The organism is Collimonas sp. OK412 (assembly GCF_900112135.1).
Taxonomy (GTDB): domain Bacteria; phylum Pseudomonadota; class Gammaproteobacteria; order Burkholderiales; family Burkholderiaceae_D; genus Collimonas; species Collimonas rhizosphaerae.
Genome location: NZ_FOLC01000012.1, coordinates 46,136 through 69,050 on the forward strand (window position 1 = coordinate 46,136; position 22,915 = coordinate 69,050).

Sequence of the window (22,915 nt, forward strand, 5' to 3'; positions counted from 1 at the left end):
GCGCCGCCGCATTGTGCGCAAATCGTCAATTTTCTCCAGACAGCAGTGCAATCCTGGCAGGCAGTTCGGCTTTCAGGAATTCTATATAAGCCCGCACAGCCGGGACCAGGCCGCGCCGGGTCGGGAATAACAGCCGCACCTGCCCCGAGGGCGGACGCCAATCGGGCAGCACGCGTTGCAGGGATTTCTGCGCCAGGTCTTCCGAGCATACGTGGCGCGGTAAAGCGATCACGCCCATGTGCGCCAGCGCTGCCTTTTTAAGAAGCCGGATGTTGTCGCTTCTCATGCGCGGCTTTAATGCAACCACCTGCTCTTCGCCTGCCTGGTTCAGCAACCGCCATGCCGGCGCTTCGTCGTCCATGCCGAAAACAAGCGCGTCCAGCGCGGCCAGGTCGGCGGGGTTTTGCAGCTCTCCGGCGCGTTCCATGAAAGACGGGCTCGCATACAGCCCCCACGGGGTCGAGCACAAGTTGGCCTGGACCAGGCTGGAGTTCTCCAGCGCCTGCGAATTGATGCGCAAGGCGACATCCATCCTCTCTTCGACCAGGTCGACGTTGCGATTGGTAATCTGCGTCATGACCTGGACTTTGGGATACATGGCCATGAAGCGCGGCAACAGGTCGCTCAGGATCATATCGATCATTCCTTCCGGAGCGCTGAAGCGTATCGCTCCCACCGGCTCGACCAGGGTGCGCTGCACGACGTCTTCGGCGGCGTGGGCCTCGATGATCATCGCCACGCAATGCTGGTAGAACTGGGAGCCGACCTCGGTAAGCGCGATGCGGCGCGAGGTCCGATGCAGCAAGCGGACTCCCAATACTTTCTCCAGTTCCGCGGTACGCCGGCTCAGCCTGGATTTCGGGATGTCCAGGGCGTCTGCCGCTGCGGTGAAGCCGCCGCGGTCGACAACCTGGACAAAAAAATACAGGTCGTTGAGGTCGATATTCAGTTTTTTCATCGAAAGTTCCGGCTTTATCGTCCCATATACAGAACGGAAGATCGCATTTTAGCTAATTTATCTGGATTGTCGTTGCGCATAGTATCAATCACACGGCAAGACATGCTGGAAAACAAGTTTCACAGAATGCCGACACCGTCGCCATCCCGGCTTATATTTTTACTGAAAGCACAAAATGAACATCCTGAAAATCGTGATTGCCACCACCCTCGTCGCCGCCACCGGCTCCGTCCTTGCTGAAGCAAGCTATCCGCCAGAAGCGCCTTTTGTTTCGACCAAGACGCGGGCAGAGGTCGTGGCCGAATTGCAGCGGGCAAGCGACCAGGGCAGCCTGAACTATGCCGCCTCCGCCTACCCGGTGCTGCAGCCTGTGGCGTCGGCCAAGACCCGCGCTGAAGTCAATGCGGAGCTGAAGCGCGATACGCCGGTTGCAAATCGTGAGCCGGATGAGTTGCGTGACAATGCCGGCTACTAAGCCGGCAAGCGCGTTGACGAACCTTGCAAATCAGGGAAACGTGGCGATGCGCTGCGCGTGTCGCCACGGCACTGAACCATTGAATAAAAAAACCATGCAAACTTCACCTGTGCTGTACCGCAGCGGCCGTGCCCTTCTGGCGTCGCTGTTCGTCGTTTCCGGCCTGCTCAAGATCACTGCCTTTTCCGGCGTGGTCGGATATATGGACCGCATCGGCGTGCCGTTCGCCACTTTTTCCGTGCTGGCCGCGATCCTCGTTGAATTCGGCGGAGGCCTGGCGATCCTGGCCGGCTGGCGGGTCCGTCCGGTCGCCGTGATAGTGGCTTTGTTCACGGTGATTGCGACCTTGACCGCACATCGCTTCTGGCAGGCAGAACCTGCCGCCATGCAGAACCAGCTTAACCATTTCCTGAAAAATGTTGCGATTATCGGCGCCTTGCTGATGCTGGCGGCATCGGATGGCGGCGGTTCGCCTGAAGAAAAATGAGATAGCCGCACGGATCTTCCGCCGGCTTTCAGTCGAGCGGAAAGACGCGATCGCCCTCGCCCGGCCGGCAGCCGTCGGCGACCGGCGTCCAGCCGCGGTGCACCACGATCTGCCGGCCGTCATGGCATATCTCGATGCGGTCGCTGCCGGGTAGGCGCTCCCGGACAAAGGTTTCTACCGTCGACGGCAGGCTGACCTTCAGCTTCATTGCGAAGAGGTCATCCTCGGGATGGTCGTCGAGATGCAGCAACGGCACAAATGTCGCCGCGAACATCAATGCATGCGAGCCGACATCCACCGGCTCGGGCGCGTAGTTCGCCTGTTGCAGCCAATGCTGCGCGCGCCCGCGCAAGTCGTCGCCATCTGCCAGGCCGCCCCAGGCTGCCGCCAGCATTTCCATCACCCACTGGTTGCAATTCTGGTGGAGCGTGCTGAACGGGTAGGCGTTGGCGCTGTAGCTGGCGGCCAGCAGGTGCCGCACGCGCGGCGCGTCGAGCGATGCGCGCCGCAGCGATTGGGCTGCATCGGCCGGCAGCCGCACGATCGAGATGTAGCCGGAGGAGGGATCGTCGGCGCCGATCACAAAACCGGCGAGGCCTTGGTCATAGATCCGCGGCCGCTCTTCGTCGCAGGCGTAGTAGAGCTGGCGTGCCGACCAGGCGCCGGTGTCGCTGCGCCAGGCGACTGCGGCATGCGAGTAACGGATGTGAAAACGCGAGAGATCGAGTCCCGAGCGGCTGACCAGCGCAGTGTCGCCGCCCATGGCGTCGAGTTCGTCGCGGACCACGGCGGCAAAGCGCAGCAGCCGGTCTTGCTGGCCGGCGGTAAGCTGCTGCGCGCGATCGCAGAAGGCTGAAGATGTCGAGTAGCCGGGCGAACCGGGTTGCGCTTGCGCCGCGCCCGCGGCAATTGCAGCGGCAAGAGCGAAGACGCGCCAGATCTTCAAAGAGTCACCGGCCGCGCCGCAAGCTCGTTGTACCACGCGTCGGCGAGCACCAGGTAGAACGCCTCCCGCGTATCGCCGCGCGCGAACTCGAAGCCGTACACGCGATGCTGTGCGTGCACAAGATCGCCCCGGCCGAGATTCTGCTTCTCGGCAATCGCCTGCGGCAGGTCGAGCACGATGCGCTGTTGCGAATCGTCGATTTGCATCGTGACGCGCGCGACGCCGGCGCGGCCGGGCGCCCTGGCGACATCGATGATGCGATAGTTGCCGTCGGCGGTCTTGTCGCCGCCGGTCGAGCTGTCGCTTGAGCCGTGCAGCGAAGCGGACACGCTGCCGCTGGAGGCCGAACCGGTGCTGACGGCTGACGAGGTAAAACTTTCTGCATGCGCGTGCAGCGTGAAACCGGCGGCTGCGACGAGGCAGGCGAGACGGATGGCGGCGGGGAAGTGCATTGGATGCTCCTTGGCAGTTGGATGGGTTGGTGTGTGGCGCAGCTGCGCCCTGTAAACAATCAATTAACAATCAATTCGGTACTCGTTTCCGCATCAGGGGATTTCCTGCTTCTCGGGAGCGATGTGATATTGGCTGTAGCGCGCCAGGGAATGCCCGGTCGCCGCGGGCGCCGGCGATATTTGCTGCAGCGACCGAATTGCCGTTGCGATATCGGCGGCGGTGCCGGCGACAATGCGCTGGTAAGCGGCCACTACGCTATCCACTCCGCCCGGCGCCGGCAACTCTGCTTGCGTGCGGCCCGCCGTCACCTTGCTGTCCGGGAAGCGCTGCACCGCCCAGTTGATGGTGGCGCCGGCGCTTCTTCCGGGTTCGGCATCCATGCGCACCACTTCGACCGTAACGCGATACAGGGGCGCCACGCCGGATGCGTCGCGGTGGTAATAGGTGTCGATAGCGCCCAGGCTGGCTTGCAGCCGCTGCGACAGCGCGTCGCGCAGCTCGTCGGGAAGCGGCGCCGACCAGCGGTCCTGTTCCATCATCTTGAGCGCGCCCTTGCCATCGCCGAGCAGCAGGTTGGCCCGGTTGAGCCGCTCGGGGACACGGACGGGAGGTACCTCAATCATTAGCGGTTCTTTGTCACGGGCGCTGGAGGAGCCTGCGGCTGCATCGCTGGCCGAGCCGGAGCCTGCCAGCGTGTAATAACGCGGTTCGGGCGAGGCGCAGCCGGCCAGCACGGCGGCGGCGAGCAGCAGTTCCGCACAGAGCACGGCGAGATTGGCGGATGGGATCATGGCTTCTCCGTATCCGCTTTCCCGCGCAGCAGCGCTTCGGGATGACGTTCCAGGTAATCAGTCAGGCTGCGCAGGGAGGCGGCGCTGCGCGTCAGTTCCTGCATCATGCGGCGCGTGTCCTGCTGCAAGGGGGCATTCGGGGCTAGCGTCTGGTTGGCCGCCTGCAGGGTCTGGCGTGCGTCTTGCAATGCGGCGGCGAATTGCGGTACGAGGTTGCCGTCAACCTGGGCCATCAGCTTGTCGGCGTTGTCCAGCATCTTGTCCAGCGCCGCCATCGAAGTACGCAGGTCGCGGCCGATCTGTTCGAACGGGACGTTGTCGATCTTGTTGACGATGGAGCCTAGCTTGGCTTGCAACTCGTCCAGCGTGCCGGGCGTGGTGGCCAGTTCCGGCATGGGGCCGTCGACGCTGACCTTGGCGGGCGCCGCCTTGGGGAAAAAGTCGAACGCCACGTAGAGCTGGCCGGTGAGCAGGTTGCCGTTGCGCAGCTGCGCACGCAGGCCGCGCCGGTTCATGGTTTCGGCGATATCGTTGGTTTTCTGCTTGTCATCCAGGTCGCGCGGGCTGAAGCCCATGCGGGACGGATACAGTTCCACAATCACGGGGAAGCGGAAGGTTTTTTTGTCGCGCTGGTATTCGATTCCGATCGAGCGCACCTGGCCCACCACGATGCCGCGAAAGTCCAGCGCTGCCCCTGGCGACAAGCCACGTACAGACTGGTCGAAATTGAGGACGGCAAGCGCCGGCTTCAGTTCATCGAGGGGTTTCATGGCTTCCGCCTGGTCGCTGGCCAGGATGAACCGCGTATCCTCGCCGGCTGCGGCAGCGGCCTTGGCATTGTCGGGATCCTGGAACGCCACGCCGCCAAGCAGCATGGTGGCGAGCGCCTGCGTATTCACCTTGAGGCCGCCGGCGTCGAGCTTGATGTCGATGCCGCTGGCATGCCAGAAACGGGTGTTGGCGGTGACCAGCTGGTCGTAAGGCTTGTCGACGAACACGCGCAGCGAGAGATCCTGGCCGTTGGGTTCGAGCTGGTAAGCCACCACCTGGCCTACCCGCACGCGCCGGTAATAGACAGGGGAACCGATGTCGAGCGAACCGAGGTCGGCGGCGCGCAAGACGAATTGTTTGCCGGAGGCGTCCGTGGATACCGCCGGCGGCACTTCCAGTCCGGCGAAACTATCGCTGCGTACGTCCGACTTGCCGGCGTCCACGCCGATATAAGCGCCGGACAAGAGCGTCTCCAGGCCCGAAATGCCGGAGACGGCAAAGCGCGGGCGCACTACCCAGAAACGGGTGTCCTTGGCCAGGAAGCTGTTGGCGTCGTTGCTCAGGGCGATGGTGGCGATCACGTGGGAACGATCGCGCGCCAGGCGCAGCGACTTGACCACGCCGATATCGACTGCCTTGTAGCGTACCGGCGTCTTGCCGGGCGCGAGTCCGTCCGCGGTGCGGAAAGTCACCGTGATTTCGGGGCCGCGCTCGGACAGGGTGTGGATCAGGAGCGACAATCCGATGATGGCGGCGACGATCGGGATCAGCCATACCAGCGAAGGCAGCCAGCGTGCGCGCCGGCGCAATTCGGGACGCGGCGGCGCGGGCGGCATCGGCGGATTGGAATCGGATTCAGTCATTGCGTGCATCCAGCGCATCCCACAGCAGGCGGGGATCGAAGCTCAGCGAAGCGAGCATGGTGAGTACCACGACAGCGGCGAAAGCCAAGGCCCCGGGACCCGGGACGATGGTGGCCAGCTTGCCGGCGCGCACCAGCGAGGCCAGCATGGCGACGACGAAGACGTCGAGCATCGACCAGCGGCCGACTGTCTCCAGCAGGCGGTACAGCTGGGTCTGCTGCCGGATGCGCCAGCTGCAGCGGAAATGCACCGAAAGCAGCAGCAGCGTCAACGCCATCATCTTTAGCAGCGGCACCGCCACGCTGGCGGCCAGCACCAGGATGGCCAATGCTTTCGCATCCGCAATCCACAAATAGGCGATGCCGGAGAGGATGGTGTCGCGCGAGGTCTCGAAAACGGATTGCGTGATTATCATCGGCAAAAGGTTGGCGGGGATGTAGAGGATCGCGGCGGCGATCAGGAAAGACCAGGTGCGCGCCAGCGAGTCTGGCTTGCGGCGGTGCACGGCGGCGCCGCAGCGCGGGCAGGGCCGGCCTTCGGGCGCACGTGGGATGAGCAGGTTGCAGGCGTGGCAGGACGCCAGTCCCATCGACGCGGTGGTCGGCGCCGCGGTCGGCGGCATGCTCATCGCGGCGGCTCCCTGTACTGCCACAGGTCGCGCGGATCGAACGACAGCATGACCGCCAGCACGATGACCAGCGCACTGAATGACCAGAGCGCCGGGCCAGGCAGGATATCGGCAACGCTGGAGAGCTTGACCAGCGTTACCACCACGCCGAGCAGGTAGACCTCGATCATGCCCCATGGCCGCGTGCGGCGGATGTAGCGCACGACGTACTCGAAACCTGCCGGCAAACGGCGCCGCGCCATCGGCGCCAGCAGGTGGAGCATCATCAGCATCTCTGCCAGCGGCAGCAGGATGGTGGCGGCAAACACCAGCAGGGCCACCAGCGCCATGTCGCGGTCGGCATACAGCGCCTGCACCGCGCCCCATAAGGTGGTTTGGGTGCGGATGCCCTTGAGGTCCATCTCGACAATCGGAAAGATGTTGGACACCACAAACAGGATCAGCGCGGTCACCACCAACGGCAGCAGCCGTTGATAGGCGCGCGTGCTCTCGCGGTACAGCGTGCCGCCGCAGCGCCGGCACTGCGCGCGTTCGCCTTCGGCAAGGCCGGCGCGCTGGTAGACGGCGTCGCAGTGCTCGCAGGCGACCAGGTGCTGGCTGTCGGTACCTGAAGCCGGCGCATTACGCGTAATGTCATGGTCGGTCATGGCGCGTTCATCTACGGATTCAGCCGCTTATTTCAGGGAAGCGACCAGCGCATCTGCGCCTTTTTCGATGCCGGTTTTGGCGGCATGGAGCGAACCGAAGGTCGCCACGATATTCATTGCATTGGGATACTGCTTTGTCACGAACGCCTTCAGGAGCTGGTTGCTTGCCGCGTCATAGATTTCGACTGAATAGCTGACTGAGCCCATGAACATCCCTTCTTTCCCACGGATCGATTGGACAACGTTGTAAGGCATTCCAGCCAGGTCAAAGCGGGTCACCGTCGATGCCACTGCAGTGTTTGTACCCACGCCGGCCAAGGTCAGCCTGAGCTTGAGAGTATTCGATCCGGGATTGGCGGTTACCTGGAATCGCTGGCTTAATGTTTTTCTGAAAGTGGTATCCATGTAGCGGGCGAGTTCCTGCTTGTCAGCCTCGGACAAATCTCCAAACTGATGATCCGGCCCGCTGTAGATTGCGACCGGATCGATGATGAGCGCGTTGTATTTCTGCCATTCCACGGGAGCCGAATAACTGTACGGGACACGTCCGGTATCGTCTTTCTGGTTAGGCGTCAGTTTTGGCGACGACGAGATTCCCGAGTACGCCACCGGCTGCGTGGTCCCGCATGCCGCCAGCGCCAGGCAGAACGCTGCGATCATGGCCAGCCGGCCGGTCTTGATGGATATGTGCATTTCAATTCCTCTTCAGTCTTCAGGTTTTTCCAAGGAATGACGGTCATCCCCTGGTACGGCGTGGTGGATGAGTCGGGCATGACCGTGATGGCGATCGCTGCCTGGCGCTATTGGACGGAGTGAAATGCAGCGTTCAACTGATGCATAAATCAGCCTTCCTGCCGCCCTTTCGCGCTAACTCAGGAAGCGAATATAGCACCGAATCCCGCATTTGCAAACCGCCTGGTCGGTTTTTGAAAAGAAAATATAAAACCCTCTCTGATGCCTTTGCCACGCAGGAAGAGGCGTCGTACCGGGCTTTCGGGGGAGGGACGGGGCCAGGCCCTTTTGGTATGGAATGTCTATATTGCAACATACGCCGTGCGACGGCGACCGGGGCGGCGTCGGCAACCGAGCCCTGGCAGGAGTCGGCCAGGGCGCATCATTGATGGCGCGTCTTCCTATGAGAAGGCGCGCAAGCCAGGCGTTGGTCCTAGGCTTTGCCGGGAACCAGCCATTGCTTGCTGTCGAGCAGGCGCTCAAACATGCGCTGGCGTTCTTCATCCGATAACGGACATAACCCGAACAGGGCATTCAGGAGCAAACCTTTGGCCGCATACCAGCGCAGCATCGCCAGCTCAGGATCGGCTGCCTCGGCCTTGATCGACGCGATCTTCTTGGCGTCGATCTCTTTAAAGGCAGACAGCAGCCCGGGCTCTTCGCTGATGGCGCCGAGGATGGCAAAGGCGACCGACTGCTGCGTAGTGACGGCTTCACGGGCTACCGCGATCTGTGTCGCCAGAAGGGGTTCGGGCGACGTCGCGCTGGCCTGCGCCATGTAGCCCTGGGAAAATTTCTCGAAATATTCAGCCTGGTATTCCAGCAACGCCTTCAACACCGCCTCCTTCGAGCGGAACTGATGCATCAGCCCGCCCTTGCTGATGCCGCTTTCGCGCGCAATCGCGTCCAGCGTCAGCCGGCGCGGACCGTCGCGCGCGATGATGGCGAGGGCTGCCTGGATGATGGCGTTGCGTGATCGTTCCGATCGCGTGGTGTTGTCCATTCTCTGTCTCCGCTGCGGGATGGGTAACCGTCAAACCCGTGACGATAGCTCGGAATGCCGATAAAAACAATCTCCGCGGTCTGTTTTTCCGGTTGTCCGATGGGCCCGGCCCTCTGCACCGGGACCCGGCAAGCGCCCGCAATCGACGTCATCGCTTCAGGAAACCAACCCTTAACCAGGCTAGGGTTGCGGTGCAATCGAATCCACGTCCCGGCGGGACAAATCGACGACGAAGGATTCGCGCATGCTTTCCACGTCGCGCAGCGGCGAACGTCCGAACAGCCGGCTGTACTCCCGGCTGAATTGCGATGGGCTCTGGTAGCCGACGCGATATCCGGTTGAGCCGACATCCAGCCGTTCGACCAGCATCAGGCGGCGCGCCTCGTACAGCCGCAGCTTCTTCTGGTACTGCATCGGCGTCATCGCCGTCACGGCACTGAAATGGTGGTGGAGCGAGGACACGCTCATGCCGACATGGCGGGCCAGGTCTTCCACGCGCAGCGGGCTTGCGAAATTCTGGCGCAGCCAGGCGGTGGCCTTGAAAATCCTGTTGCCGGGACTCTCGGCCTGGGCGATCCGCAGCAGCCGCGGGCCGTAAGGCGAGGTCAGCAGGCGGTACAGGATTTCCTCTTCGATCAACGGCGCCATTGCCGGTATGTCGCCTGGGCGGTCGAGCAATTTCAGCATTCTCAGCGTCGCATCCAGCAATTCCGGCGCGGCGGGGTTGACGGCTATACCGCGTATTGCGTCGGCGGCGCCCGCTCCCGCCGGCATGCCTATCCTGCCGATCAGGTGTTTGAGCCGCTCGCCATTGATCGCCATGGCCACACCTAGGTGCGGAACTTCCATGCTCGCTTGCGTAATGAGCGAGGCGACCGGAAGGTCCAGCGACACCACCAGGCAATCTCCGACGCCGTATTCAAACACCTCGGTTCCTAGCGTCAGGCGTTTCGCCCCTTGGACGACCAGCGCGAAGCACGGCCACTGCGTGGTGTTGAGCGCCTGGGATGGGGAAGAACGGCGGCCGATGAAAAAACCGTCGATGGCGGTCTCAAGCTCGCCATCGGTGTTGGCGAAACGGGCAATGATGGATGCCATTTCCCGATAAGGGCCTAAGCTTGTTTTCATGGGAAACACTTTGATTTCTAAGGATTGCAGCGGTATCCAGCTTACCTGATATTCCAGTTGGCGCATCAGGCAGGTTCAATCATTTGCAGGATCGTAGACGATTTATGGAGAATCCGGATAACGCGCGTGGTCCAGTCGATGACACCATGCAGTCATCCGATTTATCCAATCCATCGAAGAGGAGCCGACCATGGCAACCAATCCCATCCCGAACGCCGTCCCAAGAAAAGTGATACTCGTCACTGGCGCAAGCAGCGGCATCGGCGAGGCTACAGCCCGTCATCTAGCTGCCAGCGGCCACCAGGTGCTGCTTGGCGCCCGTCGCGTCGACCGTATCGCCGTCATCGCCAAGGAAATCCTGGACGCTGGTGGCGAGGCAAGTTTCCGGGAACTGGACGTGACCAGCCTCGACAGCGTACGCGCCTTCGCGAACACTGCCGCCAAGCGCTACGGCAGGATTGACGTGCTGGTCAACAATGCGGGCATCATGCCTCTGTCCATGCTCGACGAACTGCGGGTCAACGAGTGGGACCGGATGATCGACGTCAATCTGCGCGGCGTCCTGCACGGCATCGCGGCAGTGCTGCCGGTCATGAGAGAACAGAAAGCTGGACATATCGTCAATATCGCTTCCACCTCAGCCTATCGGGTCGATCCCACCGCTGCGGTCTATTGCGCGACCAAGTTTGCAGTGCGGGCAATTTCCGAGGGGCTGCGCCAGGAAAACACCGACATCCGCGTGACCGTGGTCAGTCCCGGCCTTACGCGCAGCGAACTGGTCGACGGCATTGCCAACCCACAGGTGCAGGCGGCGGTCCGCGAAATGATGGGCCTGGCGATTTCACCTGAAGCCATCGCGCAGGCGATCGGTTTCGCCATCAGCCAGCCGGCCGATGTCGACGTGAGTGAATTGATCATCCGCCCTACAGCGCAGCGATGAACACGTTTGACGAAGAGCTGCGCCCCGCAAATCAGCCACACAGGAGTTACAAGATGTCTACGGCCCTCGAGATCACGACTTTCAAGCTTGTCAAAGGACTTGGCGTGAACGATTTCATCGCCGCCAATGCCGACATCGATGCATGGCTGAAGCGCCAGGCCGGCTTTCAGTCCCGCCACATCGCGGAATTGGAAGACGGTTCTATCGTGGACATGCTGGTCTGGAGTTCCACGGCCGAAGGCGAGGATGCCGCGTCTCGCATCATGGGCGAGACGGCGGACTCGCCAGTGCATGCGGCCATCAACCAGCGGTCCGTCGTCTGGCGCATCGCGCAGGTGCGGCACCAAGTGTGCGTGTAGAAGCCCTCGGCGGCAGGCGTCTGTAATTAATAGCCGAGTTCCGCAATACCGCATCTTCGAGCGTAAGCTGCGCGACAGCATGATGATTTAGCATTGGGCATGGTTTCTGGTTATGATGAGTCTGGCTCAAGCGCAAACCTGGGTTTGACGGCGCGGCAACAGCAGGCACGGACCAATTCCCCGGATCGCAGAACAAGATTCCTATCCCTGATATCTGAGAAACTCCTCATGAAAAACACGACCGTAATCGCGAGTTTATTGTTTTCTATTTTTTGCGTCAGCGCCATGCCGACGGCGACCGCCGCCGGCGCCGCCACAGTCAAAGTCACTCCTTTAGGCAGCCACGACGGCGAATTCTGCGCGCAGGACCGTGCGCTGATCTTCGAGGACCCGGATGGAACACGGATTCTGTATGACGCCGGCCGTACGGTGCGCGGCGGCAGCGATCCGCGGCTGGGTAAAATCGATGGTGTATTGCTGAGCCATGTACACAGCGATCACCTGGGCGACATGCACCAGGCCGAGGCAAATGCCGGCACCTGCGCCGCCCCGGATTTTTCGGTAAAGAGCGCGCCGTCTTCGGTGACCGAAGAGGTGGTCCTGGCGAAGAAAGCCAAATTGTTCGTTGGCGGCGAAATGGGGGATTTTTTCTCGCGCAGGATCACGGCTGCCGGCGGTAGCGCCGACCAGGTGCTGCTGGTCCGCTTCGGAGGCCAGCGCAAAATCGGCGGCGTCAGCATTGCCAGCGTCCCGGCGGCGCATTCAAACGGGCTGGACGAAAAATTCCTGAGCGGCGCGCTTGCCGAAGGTCTTGTGGCCAACGGCGTGAAGGCCTATGTTGGTCCCGCAGGCGGTTTTGTGCTGACGTTTTCCAATGGGCTGGCCGTATACCTGTCTGGCGACACCGGCATCATTGCCGACCAGGACCTGGTGGTGCGACGCTTCTATAAACCCAAACTGGCCGTGCTGAACATCGGCGGCATTTTTTCCACCGGCCCGCAGGAAGCCGCGTATGTGATCAACGACCTGGTGCGCCCCAATGCCGTGATAGCTTCGCACGTGAATGAGGCGGCCACCAAGGATGGGAAATTCCTGCCTGGCAGCAAATTCCTGGAATTTAAAACCGCGGTGAAAGTCCCCGTATACGCTCCCCTCAGCGGCAAGACCATGGAATTCAACGTGGACGGGAAATGTGTTGCGGGCTGCTAGCCGCACTGCCATGGACTGATCATGGACTGATTCAATGCAATCCGATTCACGCAAGCAGACGGCAGCATGTTTAACCCTACCCCAATCCCGACCCAGCATTCCTTGAAGGAGCTTTTATGGACCGCCTCGAAGTTACCGAAAAAATCATTGCCGCCAAAGTGTCCTCGGGCATCAAGTGGTCGGAAGTCGCGGCCAAGGTCGGGCTTAGCAAGGAATGGGTCACCGCTGCGTGCCTGGGGCAAATGACGCTGAGCGCGGAACAGGCGGGCGTCCTCGCGGAAATTTTCAGCCTGACCGCGGAAGAGGCCAAGTGGCTGACCGTTACGCCGTACAAAGGCTCGTTGCCGACGTCAGTCCCGACCGATCCGCTGATCTATCGTTTCTACGAGCTGGTCAATGTGTACGGAAGTACATTCAAGGCGCTGATCCACGAAGAATTTGGCGACGGCATCATGAGCGCCATCGATTTCAAGATGGACCTGCAGCGCGAGAACGATCCTAACGGCGACCGCGTGCGCATCCTCATGAGTGGCAAATTCCTCCCTTACAAACAATACTGATTTCTCAACCTCATCTGCAGCGGAAGACGACGCCATGCACATCGCTATCCTTACCTTCGAAGGCTTCAACGAACTCGATTCCTTGATTGCACTCGGTGTCCTCAATCGCATCAAGAAGCCGGACTGGCGCGTGTCGATTGCCAGTCCTACGCCACGCGTCAAGTCGATGAATGGCGTGGTCATCGAATCACATGTCTCCCTTGGCGAGGCAAGCACTGCCGATGCGGTCATCGTCGGCAGCGGCATGTTGACACGGGAAATCGTCGCCGACGCGGCGTTGATGGCGCAGCTGCAGCTCGATCCGTCGCGGCAATTGCTGGCGGCGCAATGCTCCGGCACGCTGGTGCTGGCCAAGCTCGGTCTGCTGGATAGTGTCCCGGCCTGCACCGACCTGACGACCAGACCCTGGGTCCAGGAAGCCGGCGTCGAGGTGCTGAACCAGCCGTTCTTTGCGCGGGATAACGTCGCTACCGCAGGCGGATGCCTGGCGTCGCCTTATCTCGCCGCCTGGATAATTGCCCGGCTGGAAGGTGTCGAGGCGGCGGAAAGTGCGCTGCACTATGTCGCCCCGGTGGGAGAGAAAGAAGAGTATGTATCGCGTGCGATGCGGAATATTGCGCCGTACCTGAAACAGAAGCTGGCAGTTCCCTGCGATTGAACCCGGAATGCATGCCAGGCGCCTGGCATGCATTCCGGCGGCGTTATTTCAGCTCGGTCGTGTAGTTGACCGGGATCCACTGCCACGACTTGCCGGCCGCGCGCAAATGCCCAAGGCCCGGAAACGAGATGTGGGCCGCGCCGATCAGCGCCCCTTCTTTTGCCGCTGCAGTGAAGACCTTGGCGCGCGCCACGGCGGCGGTTTTCTTGTCCGTGTCGAATTCAATCGTGACCGCAGGGTCCGCGAACTGCACGGCGCCAACGTGGATCAGGTCGCCGGTCACGATCAGTTTTTGGCCCTTGCTTTCGACGACATAGCTGGTGTGGCCCGCAGTGTGGCCGTAGCTCGACCAAGCCTTGACGCCCGGCACAATCTCGCCGCTGCCATCGAACGGCTGGAATTTGCCTGCCGCGATGTACGGGTTGAGCGACGCCACTGCGCCCTGGAAGGAGCCCTTCGAGTCGGCGCTCGCTTGCTCCAGTTTTGCCTTGGACAGCCAGAAGTCGGCATCGCGCTTGTCGGCGTGGACAGTGGCGTTGGGGAACGCCAGCGCACCGTTTGCGACCAGGCCGCCGAGGTGGTCAGGATGCATGTGCGTGAGGAAGATGTCATCAACCTGTTCAGGCTTGTAGCCCGCCGCTTGCAGGCTTGCGGTCAGCTTACCCAGCGTCGGGCCGAACAGCGTGCCGGCGCCGGTATCGATCAGCACCAGTTTCGTGCCGGTGTTGATGAGAAAACCGTTGACCGAGGTCTCGGCGGGCACATCCAGGAAGGATTTGCGCAGCGCTGCCGTGGTCTTGGCGGCGGGTTCGTCCAGCAGCTTGTCGACCGGCAGGTCGACGGTGCCGTCGCTCAGTGCGGTGACCTCGAAATCGCCGAGCATCACGCGGTAGAAACCTGGGGCCTGGGTCTTGACCTGCGGCGCGGCAGCGAACACTGCGGTAGGGACGGCGCCGGCGCCCAGCGCCAGGGAGACGGCGAGTGCGGTGCTGGACAGCAGGTGGCGCAACGGGAATGAAGTGTGGTCCATTGATTGGCTTTCTTGTGAAGGTTGGATTGTGTCGGTTGCGAACTACGGAATGCCCTGTCGCTTGCAGGTCAAGGATGGGCAACAACCTTGCGCCCAATGTGGCTTTCCCTGCTTGCTGCAACACAAAATCCTAGCATTTTTCTTGTGAAGGCGTAGCCTGCCAGCAACTATGCAAAGCGGCCGCGGATCGCCTCAGGTAGAAGGCGATCCGCAACGCGATGGCCGGCCGCAGCCGGCAGAGTGAGGCAGCCGCCGCGGCGCCAGACCTGTTCGGGGAAGGAATTCCCTAAGGCTTGGCTTTTTTGGAGGGTTTCGACTTGCCGGCGCTGTTGAGGGCGATTGCCTGGCGGACGAGGGTCTTGAAGGCAGGCTCGTCGATTTCTTCTCCTTCGAGGATGTCGATCGCGCGCCGTGTGTTGCCGTCGAGGCTGGAATTGAAGAGACCGGCCGGATCGTCCAGGGACGCGCCCTTGGCGAAGGTAAGCTTGATTTTATCCTTGTAGGATTCGCCGGTGCAGATGATGCCGCCGTGCGACCAGACCGGCGTGCCCATCCACTTCCATTCCTCGACCACTTCCGGGTCTGTTTCCTTGACCAGCTTGCGCATCCGGCCGAGGATGTCCCCGCGCCAGTCTCCGAGTTCGGCGATTCTTTGCGAGATGAGCTCCGATGCCGACTGGCCTTGGCTCGCGTCCGGTTTTTTCATGTTCTCACCCTAGAAGTTCCAGATATATTGGATGTGCAAGACAGTATTGCGCTAGTCCAGCTTGGCGACAACCGACTCCAGGGCCGTAAAGAATTTCTGCCAGCCGTACTTGGCGCCCTGGTAAGCCTGCTCCTGGTCCGGCCGGAAGCCCGACTGCTCCATGCGCAGGCGGGTCCCGCCGCCGCTGGGAGTGAGAGTCCAGGTGACGACACTCTTGAGGCCAAGGGCTTCCCATGCGTAAGACAGCGTCTGGTTCAGCTCGACCGCCAGCACCTGGCAATCGACAACGCCCCAGTCGGCGCGCAGGTCGAAACGGTGGCCGACAACAGGCTTGAAGTCGTTTTTCATCAGCCATTCCTCGATCAAGGGGGCTTGCGTCAAAGCGCGCCAGATCTTCTCGGCAGGGTGCGGCAATTCACGCTCTACAACCAGGGTTTTGGTATCGTCAGCTTGCGTCATTGGTCCATCCTTTTCAATAGGGTTTCCAAACGGTCAAATCGGTTATTCCAAAAGGTCGAATAAAAACTGATCCAGTCGATCAGCGGCGCCAGCGCTTTCGGTTCGACGCTGTAATACGTCTCGCGTCCATCACGCCGGCCGCGCACCAGGCCGGCCAGCTTGAGCGCCCCGAGGTGCTTCGAAATGGCGGGTTGCGATACCCCCGACGGATCGGTCAAGGCATGCACCGTCATTTCACCTCCCATGCTCAGGCGCTCGAAAATTGCACGCCGGGTTGGATCGGACAAGGTTTTCAGGACGGCTGTCGGTTCGGCGTGCACTGCGATTCCTCTTCTATTGAATTGCATTTCTGTTTCCGCGAACACTGGCAGCTCGCATGAACTAATCATAACCAAACGGTTATGGATGTCAAGGGCTATCTTGGATGAACTTGATTCGACGCCTCCATGCGCTTGTGCCTGGAAAGACAACACGCGCATGCAGGAAGCGCCCGTCCAGGCAATCGTTATTTCACAGCGGTCACGACATAGCCTGCGTCCTGCTTGGCGAAGTCGATGGACACCTTCTTGTCGACGGCGAGCCGGTCGAAGAACGTCTTGTCCTTCACAACGAAGGTCATTGTCATGGCCGGCCAGTTCAAACTTTTGACGGGTCCGTGGGCCAGCGTCACAGTGCCTTTGGCGGTGTCGACGGCCTTCACCACGCCGGTGGCCTTGTGAGTGGCAGTCTTCGCCATGGCGCCGGAATTCATGCTGTCCATCGGCATGTCCTTCATGTCCATGTTTTTCATGTTGCCAGCCTGCGCGAAGACCGCTCCGGATGCGGACAGCGCCAGGACCAGGGACAGGGTTGCGATCGATTTCATGCTTGTTTCCTTTTCAAGTTGAGAGAATGATTTGAATTTGAAACAGATTGCGCCCATCCGTTTGCCAGACATTGGAGGGATGGGCGCCGCGCCTGCTTGCACACGCGTTTGCTGCGACTTCCTTGTGCTTCAATGGCGATTGCGATCTATGTCCTCGCCGGCCGCGCCTAGCCGGCCGCACCTAGCCGGCCGCACCTAGCCGGCCGCGCGCACCTGGCGTCGGCGCAGCAGCAGGTACACCGCCGGCACCACAAACATCGACAGCAGCGGCGCCGTGATCATGCCGCCGACCATCGGCGCCGCAATGCGCTGCATGACTTCCGATCCGGTGCCGGCGCCAAGCATGATCGGCACCAGGCCGGCGATAATCACCGCCACCGTCATCGCCTTCGGACGCACCCGCAGCACCGCGCCTTCGCGGATCGCGTCGAGCAGGTCGGCTTCGCTGTGCTTGCCGGCAGCCAGCCGTTCTTCCCAGGCATGCTTGAGATAGAGCAGCATGATCACGCCGAACTCCGCCGATACGCCCGCTAGCGCAATGAAACCGACGCCGCCGGCGACCGACAGGTGGTAATCGAGCAGCCACAGCAGCCAGATGCCTCCGGCCAGCGCAAACGGCAGCGTGCCCATGATCAATGCCGCCTCGTCGAAACGCTTGAAGGTCAGGTAAAGCAGGACGAAGATGATCAGCAAGGTGGCCGGCACCACGATCTTGAGCTTGGCGGTGGCGCGTTCCAGATACTCGAACTGCCCTGACCAGGCAATCGAATAACCCGCCGGCAATTTGACTTCCTTCGCCACGGCTTGCTGCATGTCGTGCACGGCCGAGCTCAGGTCGCGATCGCGGATATCGACATAGACCCAGCCCGACAGGCGCGCGTTTTCGCTCTTCAGCATCGGCGGGCCGTCGTTGATGCGGATCGCGGCGACATCGCCCAGCCGGATCTGGGCGCCGCGCTCGGTCAGCACCGGCAACTGGCGCAGCTTCTCGACCGAGTCGCGTACTTCGCGCGGGTAACGCACATTGATCGGGAAGCGCTGCAATCCCTCGACAGTTTCGCCAATGTTGTCGCCGCCGATGGCGGCCGACACCACGCTTTGCACGTCTGAGATATTCAAGCCGTAGCGGGCCGCCGCATCGCGGTCGATACGCACATCGATATAGCGGCCGCCATTCAAGCGCTCGGCCAAGGCCGACGAGACGCCGGGAACCTGCTTGACGGCACGTTCTATGTCGCCGGTAATGCGGTCGATTTCCTGCAAGCTGACGCCGGCCACCTTGACGCCGACCGGGCTTTTGATGCCGGTGGCCAGCATGTCGATCCGGTTGCGTATCGGCGGCACCCAGATGTTCGACAGCCCGGGCACCTTGACGATGCGATCCAGCTCTTGCACCAGCTTGTCCGGCGTCATGCCGGGCCGCCATTGGCCGCGCGGCTTGAACTGGATCATGGTTTCAAACATTTCCAGCGGCGCCGGATCGGTGGCGCTCTCGGCGCGGCCGGCCTTGCCGAACACGCTTTCCACCTCCGGCACGGTCTTGATCAGGCGATCGGTCTGCTGCAGCAATTGCGACACCTTGCCCGCCGATAAACCAGGCAGCGCCGACGGCATGTACAGCAGGTCGCCTTCGTCCAGCGGCGGCATGAATTCACCGCCAAGCCGGGCCATGGGCCAGGCCGTCAGCATCGCCACCAACGCTGCCGCCAGCAGGGTCATCCTGGGGAAGCGCAGCACGATATCAAGCAAGGGCCGGTACAGCGCGATCAGGAAGCGATTGAGCGGATTTCTCTGTTCATCGGGAATCCGCCCCCGGATCAGGTAGCCCATCAAGACCGGGATCAGCGTCACCGCCAGGCCGGCGGCGGCCGCCATGGCATAGGTCTTGGTGAAGGCGAGGGGAGCAAACAGGCGTCCCTCCTGGGCCTCCAGCGTGAACACTGGAATGAACGAGAGCACGATGATCAGCAGCGAGAAGAACAAGGCCGGACCTACTTCGGCTGCGGCGTTGCCGATGACGCGCCAATGGTCATCCCCTGCGAGTTTTTCGCCAGGATGGGCGTGGTTCCAGGCTTCGATATGCTTGTGGGCGTTCTCGATCATCACCACGGCGGCGTCGACCATGGCGCCAACAGCGATGGCAATCCCGCCCAGCGACATGATATTGGCATTGACTCCCTGGTAGTACATGACGATGAAGGCAACCAGGATGCCGATCGGCAGCGTGATGATGGCAACCAGCGCCGAGCGCAGGTGGAACAGGAAGAGCGCGCAGACCACGGCGACAACGATGAATTCCTCGACCAGCTTTTCTTTCAGGTTTGCGACGGCGCGCTTGATCAGGCTTGAACGGTCGTAAGTGGTGACGATTTCCACCCCCGGCGGCAGGCTCGCCTTCAGTTTCTCCAGCTTGACCTTCACCGCATCGATGGTCTCCAGCGCGTTTTTGCCGGACCGCATGATGATCACGCCGCCGGCAACTTCGCCTTCGCCATTCAATTCGGCGATGCCGCGCCGCATTTCCGGGCCGACCTGGATGCGGGCGACGTCGCCCAGCCGCACCGAGACCCCGGCGTCGGTCGTCATCAGCGGAATCTTGCGGAAATCGTCCAGCGATTTCAGGTAGCCCGAGGCGCGCACCATGTATTCGGCTTCGCCGAGCTCCAGCACCGAACCGCCGGTCTCCTGGTTGGCTTTCCGCACGGCGTCGATGATCCTGCCTTGCGGAATGTTGTAGGCGCGCATGTTGTCCGGATCGAGCACGATCTGGTACTGCCGCACCATGCCGCCGATGCTGGCCACTTCCGATACATTCGGCACCGCTTTCAGCTCGTACTTGAGGAACCAGTCCTGCAGGGCGCGCAGCTGCGACAAATCCATCTTGCCGCTGCGGTCGACCAGCGCATATTCGTAGACCCAGCCGACGCCGGTCGCGTCCGGACCGAGCGCGGTTTTCGCTTGCGGCGGCAGCCGCGATTGCACCTGGTTCAGGTATTCCAGCACCCGCGAGCGGGCCCAGTACGGATCGGTGCCGTCTTCAAACAGGATGTAGACGAAGGAATCGCCGAAAAACGAATAACCGCGCACTGTCTTTGCCCCCGGCACTGACAGCATGGTGGTGGTCAGCGGATAAGTGACCTGGTTTTCGACGATCTGCGGCGCCTGGCCGGGATAGCTGGTGCGGATGATGACTTGCACATCCGATAAATCCGGAATCGCATCCAGCGGCGTGCGCGCCAGCGACCAGATGCCCCAGGAGGTCACCATCAGCGTCGCCAGCAGCACCAGGAAGCGGTTGGCGACGGACCAGCGGATCAGCTTGGCGATCATTGCGCGGCTCCCTTCGCAGCGCCTGCCGCCGGCGCAATCGTGGAGATCTCGAACGCGCCATCCTTGACAGGATGAATCTCGAAGACGACGTTGCCGCCGACCGCAATGTTGCCTGGCAAGCCGGCGGCGGGCAGCTTGAAGCCCATCGTCATCGCCCCCCATTGCAGGCTGGGGATTGGTCCATGCGAGATGGTGATCTCGTCCCTGGTGATGCTTTCGACCCTGCCTTCGCCGCGGTGCGCCGGCCCGGCGGCCTTGTCGGGCGCCGGCGCGGCCATGCCCGCCATGCGTGTTTCCGTGCCCGTCAGGCTGGCTTCCGAATCGATCAGGAACTGGCCGGAGACGACCACCTTTTGTCCGGCATCCAGTCCTTTGCGGATTTCGGTCTGGCCGTTGGTTTCGCTGCCGGTTTCAACCTCGGCCGGGATGAACTTGCCGTTGCCTTGCGCCACCATGACGACACTGCGGGTGCCGGTCTGGATCACCGCTTCGGTCGGCACCAGCAAGACATCCTTGCGCGCCACCGACGAAAAATCAATCGTCGCAAACATGCCCGGCACCAGCCGGCCGGCCGGATTGGCCAGTTCGATGCGCGCCTTGAGCGTGCGGGTTGCGGGATCCACATCCGGCAGGATCGCGCTGACCCTGCCTTTGAATACCGTTCCTTGCAGCGCCGGCGTGCGCGCTTCGACCATGTTTCCGGGCCGTACCTGCGCCGCCAGGCTCTCCGGCACGTCGGCATTGACCCAGATCGTGCCGAGGCCGTTGATCTTGAACATTGGAGCGCCTGCCATCACGGTCATGCCTTCACGCACGGCCAGTTCCGAGACCACGCCGCCGATAGGCGCGAATATGGTCAGGCGCGCCTGCACCTTGCCGCTCGATTCCACCAGCCGGACCTGGTCGTCGGTCATGCCGGCCAGGCGCATGCGCTGGCGCGCGCCGCCAAGCAGGTTATCCATGCCGCTGCCCTGCATGCGCCGGACCGACAGGTACTCTTCCTGTGCCGCCACCCACTCCGGCACATACAGTTCGGCCAGCGGCTGTCCTTTGCGCACCGGATCGAGCGGCGCGCGTACATGCAGCCGCTCGACGAAGCCATTGCTGCGCGCCTGCACCAGGGCGACATCGCGTTCGTTGTATGCCACGCTGCCTACCGCTACGACTGCCGACGCCAGATTGCCCCTGATGACTTCGGCGGTACGGATGCCGAGATTCTGCTGTACGCGCGGGCTGATATTTACTTTGCCGTCGTCGCCGGCATCGCCGCCATCGTCGGCATATACCGGGACCAGCTGCATATCCATGAACGGCGATTTGCCAGGCTTGTCGAACTTCTGGCCCGGCGCCATCGGATCGTGCCAATACAGCACTTTCTTGCCGGAGCCGTCGGCTTTTGCTGCGCCGATTACCGGAGACGGCGTCTCGTTCGACATCGGCGCCGCCATTTTTTTACCCTGGTTCATGCCGGCCCAATACAGGCCATAACCGGTTCCCGCAAGGAGAACGGCAATAACGGCAGCGAGTAATGGTTTCTTGTTTTTCATTTGGTGTCCTTGTCCATCTCCGAATGCGCCATCTGCTCGCCGGTCGGAAACAGGAAATTGAGTTGTGCCCACAGGCGGTCGGTTTCGGTCGCCAGCTGCAGGGCCTGGATGCGGACGTCGATCACGTTGCGGCGTGCCGCCAGCACGTCGGCCAGGGTCGCCTTGCCGCCGCGATAAGCCGTGATCGCGGCCAGCGTGCGCTGATTGGCCAGCGGGATCAGTTCGTCCTGGTAGCGGGCATAACGCTCGCGGCCGTTTTGCCATTCATCGAGCATGCTGCGGGTTTCCGCAACATGGGCGCGCAGCATGTCCTCGCGCTCGGCCTTGACTTGCTCCACCATCGCCAGCTTGGAGGAAAGCTCACGATCCTGGCGATTCTTCCGGTCCCACTGCAGCGGGATCGACAGGCCGACCGACACCATGTTGGAGAACGCCGCACTGCGCTGCTGGAACGCCATTTCCACGGTCCAATCGGCTTTTTCATTGGCCTTCGCCAGTTTTGCGTCCGTCTCGGCCACCGCGACCTGCTTGCTCAGCACGGCAATTTGCGGATGATGGGCGATCGCGCTATCGAGCGTCGCCGGGTCCAGCCGGATGGTGTCGGTCGCAGGTTTTTCGGCCAGAGCGAGATCGGCTGCATTGCCGATCCAGCGCGCCAGCATGGTATTGGCGTTGCGCACGCGGCGCCGGATGTCGCTGGCGCGGTCGTCAAATGCCGCCAGCGCGCTTTGAGCGGCAAAAACATCCGCTTGGCTGCCGCGGCCGGCACGATAGGCGCCTTCGGCCGATTGCATTTCGAGCCTGGCTTGTTCACCCTGTTCGGCCACGACCGCCGCCATCGCGTCCGCGTAATAGCGGTCGAGCCAGGCCAGCGCGGTATCGCGTTCAATCGCGGCGGTTGCCATGGTCTTTTCGGCCAGGGTCTTTTGCGCTTCCAGCTCGAAGCGCTGGGAGCGCAGGCGGCGCTTGTCTGCGCTTGTGATTTCCTGCATGACGCCGACCCGGCGCATGGTCATGAAATCGTTGCTGAGGCTGCCGCGGTCGCGGCCGGTGACCGGCAGGTTATCGATACCGACCTTCAATACCGGATCGGGCAGCTGGCCGGCGGCAACCGCCATGTCGCGCGACGCGGCAACCGAGAAATCCTGTGCGGCGAGTTGGCGCGAGCGCTCTACGGCGCGGCGCTGGGCTTCGGCCAGCGTCAATGGCGGCTCGGCCGCGTAGACGTTGGCGACAAGTACAAGCGACCCGGCCAGCGCGGCAAAAACGGTTCTTACGGAAAACCGAAGAACCGCATTGCGCACCGGATGGCGGGCGGCAAATGCAGAAAATGCAGGGGATGACATGAAACCTCCAGATAGCAAGAGACA

At 61.9% G+C, this 22,915-nt stretch carries 25 protein-coding genes; 7 read left to right on the forward strand and 18 right to left on the reverse strand.

The genetic code is table 11. The features are described from left to right. Window positions 1-25: 25 nt before the first annotated feature. Complete coding sequence (locus tag BM062_RS13975; protein ID WP_092397823.1) at window positions 26-958, reverse strand: LysR substrate-binding domain-containing protein; 933 nt, start codon at window positions 956-958, stop codon at window positions 26-28. 175 nt (window positions 959-1,133) lie between these two features. Here BM062_RS13975 and BM062_RS13980 point away from each other — a divergent pair, with 175 nt between their 5' ends. Both BM062_RS13980 and BM062_RS13985 read left to right on the forward strand, forming a co-directional pair. Beyond that, window positions 1,134-1,433 carry a DUF4148 domain-containing protein gene (locus BM062_RS13980; RefSeq protein WP_092397825.1) on the forward strand — a complete coding sequence of 100 codons (300 nt, stop codon included), beginning with the start codon at window positions 1,134-1,136 and terminating at the stop codon, window positions 1,431-1,433. Window positions 1,434-1,527: 94 nt separating this feature from the next. Beyond that, window positions 1,528-1,920, forward strand: a complete 393-nt coding sequence (locus tag BM062_RS13985) for a DoxX family protein (RefSeq protein WP_092397997.1) — start codon at window positions 1,528-1,530, stop codon at window positions 1,918-1,920. Between the two features lie 28 nt (window positions 1,921-1,948). Here BM062_RS13985 and BM062_RS13990 read toward each other — a convergent pair whose 3' ends face one another. The 9 genes from BM062_RS13990 to BM062_RS14030 form a co-directional block, all read right to left on the reverse strand. Next, window positions 1,949-2,866: a DUF2145 domain-containing protein gene (locus tag BM062_RS13990; protein WP_092397827.1), complete on the reverse strand. Its 918-nt coding sequence runs from the start codon at window positions 2,864-2,866 to the stop codon at window positions 1,949-1,951. After that, window positions 2,863-3,318, reverse strand: coding sequence for a hypothetical protein (locus BM062_RS13995; RefSeq protein ID WP_092397829.1), 456 nt, complete (start codon window positions 3,316-3,318; stop codon window positions 2,863-2,865). The genes BM062_RS13990 and BM062_RS13995 overlap by 4 nt, the downstream gene beginning before the upstream one ends. Window positions 3,319-3,411: 93 nt before the next feature. Next, window positions 3,412-4,110, reverse strand: coding sequence for a PqiC family protein (locus tag BM062_RS14000; protein ID WP_092397831.1), 699 nt, complete (start codon window positions 4,108-4,110; stop codon window positions 3,412-3,414). Further along, window positions 4,107-5,744 (reverse strand): PqiB family protein, encoded by a 1,638-nt coding sequence (locus BM062_RS14005; RefSeq protein WP_092397833.1) that lies wholly within the window; start codon window positions 5,742-5,744, stop codon window positions 4,107-4,109. The genes BM062_RS14000 and BM062_RS14005 overlap by 4 nt, the downstream gene beginning before the upstream one ends. After that, window positions 5,737-6,372 (reverse strand): paraquat-inducible protein A, encoded by a 636-nt coding sequence (locus BM062_RS14010; protein WP_092397835.1) that lies wholly within the window; start codon window positions 6,370-6,372, stop codon window positions 5,737-5,739. The genes BM062_RS14005 and BM062_RS14010 overlap by 8 nt, the downstream gene beginning before the upstream one ends. Beyond that, the gene (locus BM062_RS14015; protein WP_092397837.1) at window positions 6,369-7,019 is read right to left on the reverse strand and encodes a paraquat-inducible protein A; all 651 of its coding nucleotides are present in this window, start codon (window positions 7,017-7,019) and stop codon (window positions 6,369-6,371) included. The genes BM062_RS14010 and BM062_RS14015 overlap by 4 nt, the downstream gene beginning before the upstream one ends. Before the next feature lie 27 nt (window positions 7,020-7,046). Beyond that, complete coding sequence (locus BM062_RS14020; RefSeq protein WP_092397839.1) at window positions 7,047-7,712, reverse strand: DUF3313 domain-containing protein; 666 nt, start codon at window positions 7,710-7,712, stop codon at window positions 7,047-7,049. A gap of 472 nt (window positions 7,713-8,184) precedes the next feature. Continuing rightward, window positions 8,185-8,754 (reverse strand): TetR/AcrR family transcriptional regulator, encoded by a 570-nt coding sequence (locus tag BM062_RS14025; protein WP_092397841.1) that lies wholly within the window; start codon window positions 8,752-8,754, stop codon window positions 8,185-8,187. A gap of 180 nt (window positions 8,755-8,934) precedes the next feature. Further along, window positions 8,935-9,882: an AraC family transcriptional regulator gene (locus BM062_RS14030; protein WP_092397999.1), complete on the reverse strand. Its 948-nt coding sequence runs from the start codon at window positions 9,880-9,882 to the stop codon at window positions 8,935-8,937. A gap of 190 nt (window positions 9,883-10,072) precedes the next feature. Between BM062_RS14030 and BM062_RS14035 the strand changes: the two genes are divergently transcribed. The 5 genes from BM062_RS14035 to BM062_RS14055 all read left to right on the forward strand — a co-directional run bounded on the left by BM062_RS14035 (window position 10,073) and on the right by BM062_RS14055 (window position 13,608). Then, window positions 10,073-10,822, forward strand: a complete 750-nt coding sequence (locus tag BM062_RS14035; protein ID WP_092397843.1) for an SDR family oxidoreductase — start codon at window positions 10,073-10,075, stop codon at window positions 10,820-10,822. A 53-nt stretch (window positions 10,823-10,875) separates the two neighbouring features. After that, entirely contained in the window at window positions 10,876-11,181 is a 306-nt protein-coding gene (locus BM062_RS14040; RefSeq protein WP_092397845.1) for a hypothetical protein, read from the forward strand. A 228-nt stretch (window positions 11,182-11,409) separates the two neighbouring features. Continuing rightward, the gene (locus BM062_RS14045) at window positions 11,410-12,390 is read left to right on the forward strand and encodes an MBL fold metallo-hydrolase (RefSeq protein WP_092397847.1); all 981 of its coding nucleotides are present in this window, start codon (window positions 11,410-11,412) and stop codon (window positions 12,388-12,390) included. 116 nt (window positions 12,391-12,506) lie between these two features. After that, a complete protein-coding gene (gene cynS / locus BM062_RS14050) occupies window positions 12,507-12,950 on the forward strand; it encodes a cyanase (protein ID WP_092397849.1) in 444 nt (147 codons plus the stop codon). Window positions 12,951-12,984: 34 nt separating this feature from the next. Next, a complete protein-coding gene (locus BM062_RS14055; protein ID WP_092397851.1) occupies window positions 12,985-13,608 on the forward strand; it encodes a DJ-1/PfpI family protein in 624 nt (207 codons plus the stop codon). A gap of 43 nt (window positions 13,609-13,651) precedes the next feature. Here the strand turns inward: BM062_RS14055 and BM062_RS14060 are convergent, their stop codons facing one another. The 8 genes from BM062_RS14060 to BM062_RS14095 form a co-directional block, all read right to left on the reverse strand. Then, entirely contained in the window at window positions 13,652-14,638 is a 987-nt protein-coding gene (locus BM062_RS14060) for an MBL fold metallo-hydrolase (protein WP_092397853.1), read from the reverse strand. A gap of 286 nt (window positions 14,639-14,924) precedes the next feature. Continuing rightward, the gene (locus BM062_RS14065) at window positions 14,925-15,344 is read right to left on the reverse strand and encodes a DUF1801 domain-containing protein (RefSeq protein ID WP_092397855.1); all 420 of its coding nucleotides are present in this window, start codon (window positions 15,342-15,344) and stop codon (window positions 14,925-14,927) included. A 51-nt stretch (window positions 15,345-15,395) separates the two neighbouring features. Beyond that, window positions 15,396-15,803: an SRPBCC family protein gene (locus BM062_RS14070; protein WP_092397857.1), complete on the reverse strand. Its 408-nt coding sequence runs from the start codon at window positions 15,801-15,803 to the stop codon at window positions 15,396-15,398. Then, entirely contained in the window at window positions 15,800-16,150 is a 351-nt protein-coding gene (locus BM062_RS14075; RefSeq protein ID WP_092397859.1) for an ArsR/SmtB family transcription factor, read from the reverse strand. The genes BM062_RS14070 and BM062_RS14075 overlap by 4 nt, the downstream gene beginning before the upstream one ends. Before the next feature lie 158 nt (window positions 16,151-16,308). Further along, window positions 16,309-16,668 (reverse strand): copper-binding protein, encoded by a 360-nt coding sequence (locus BM062_RS14080; protein ID WP_092398000.1) that lies wholly within the window; start codon window positions 16,666-16,668, stop codon window positions 16,309-16,311. A 195-nt stretch (window positions 16,669-16,863) separates the two neighbouring features. Next, window positions 16,864-19,998, reverse strand: a complete 3,135-nt coding sequence (locus tag BM062_RS14085; RefSeq protein ID WP_092397861.1) for an efflux RND transporter permease subunit — start codon at window positions 19,996-19,998, stop codon at window positions 16,864-16,866. Beyond that, entirely contained in the window at window positions 19,995-21,545 is a 1,551-nt protein-coding gene (locus tag BM062_RS14090) for an efflux RND transporter periplasmic adaptor subunit (RefSeq protein ID WP_092397863.1), read from the reverse strand. Before BM062_RS14090 ends, BM062_RS14085 begins: the two co-directional genes overlap by 4 nt. Then, complete coding sequence (locus BM062_RS14095) at window positions 21,542-22,891, reverse strand: TolC family protein (protein ID WP_175501005.1); 1,350 nt, start codon at window positions 22,889-22,891, stop codon at window positions 21,542-21,544. Before BM062_RS14095 ends, BM062_RS14090 begins: the two co-directional genes overlap by 4 nt. Between the last annotated feature and the right edge of the window lie 24 nt (window positions 22,892-22,915).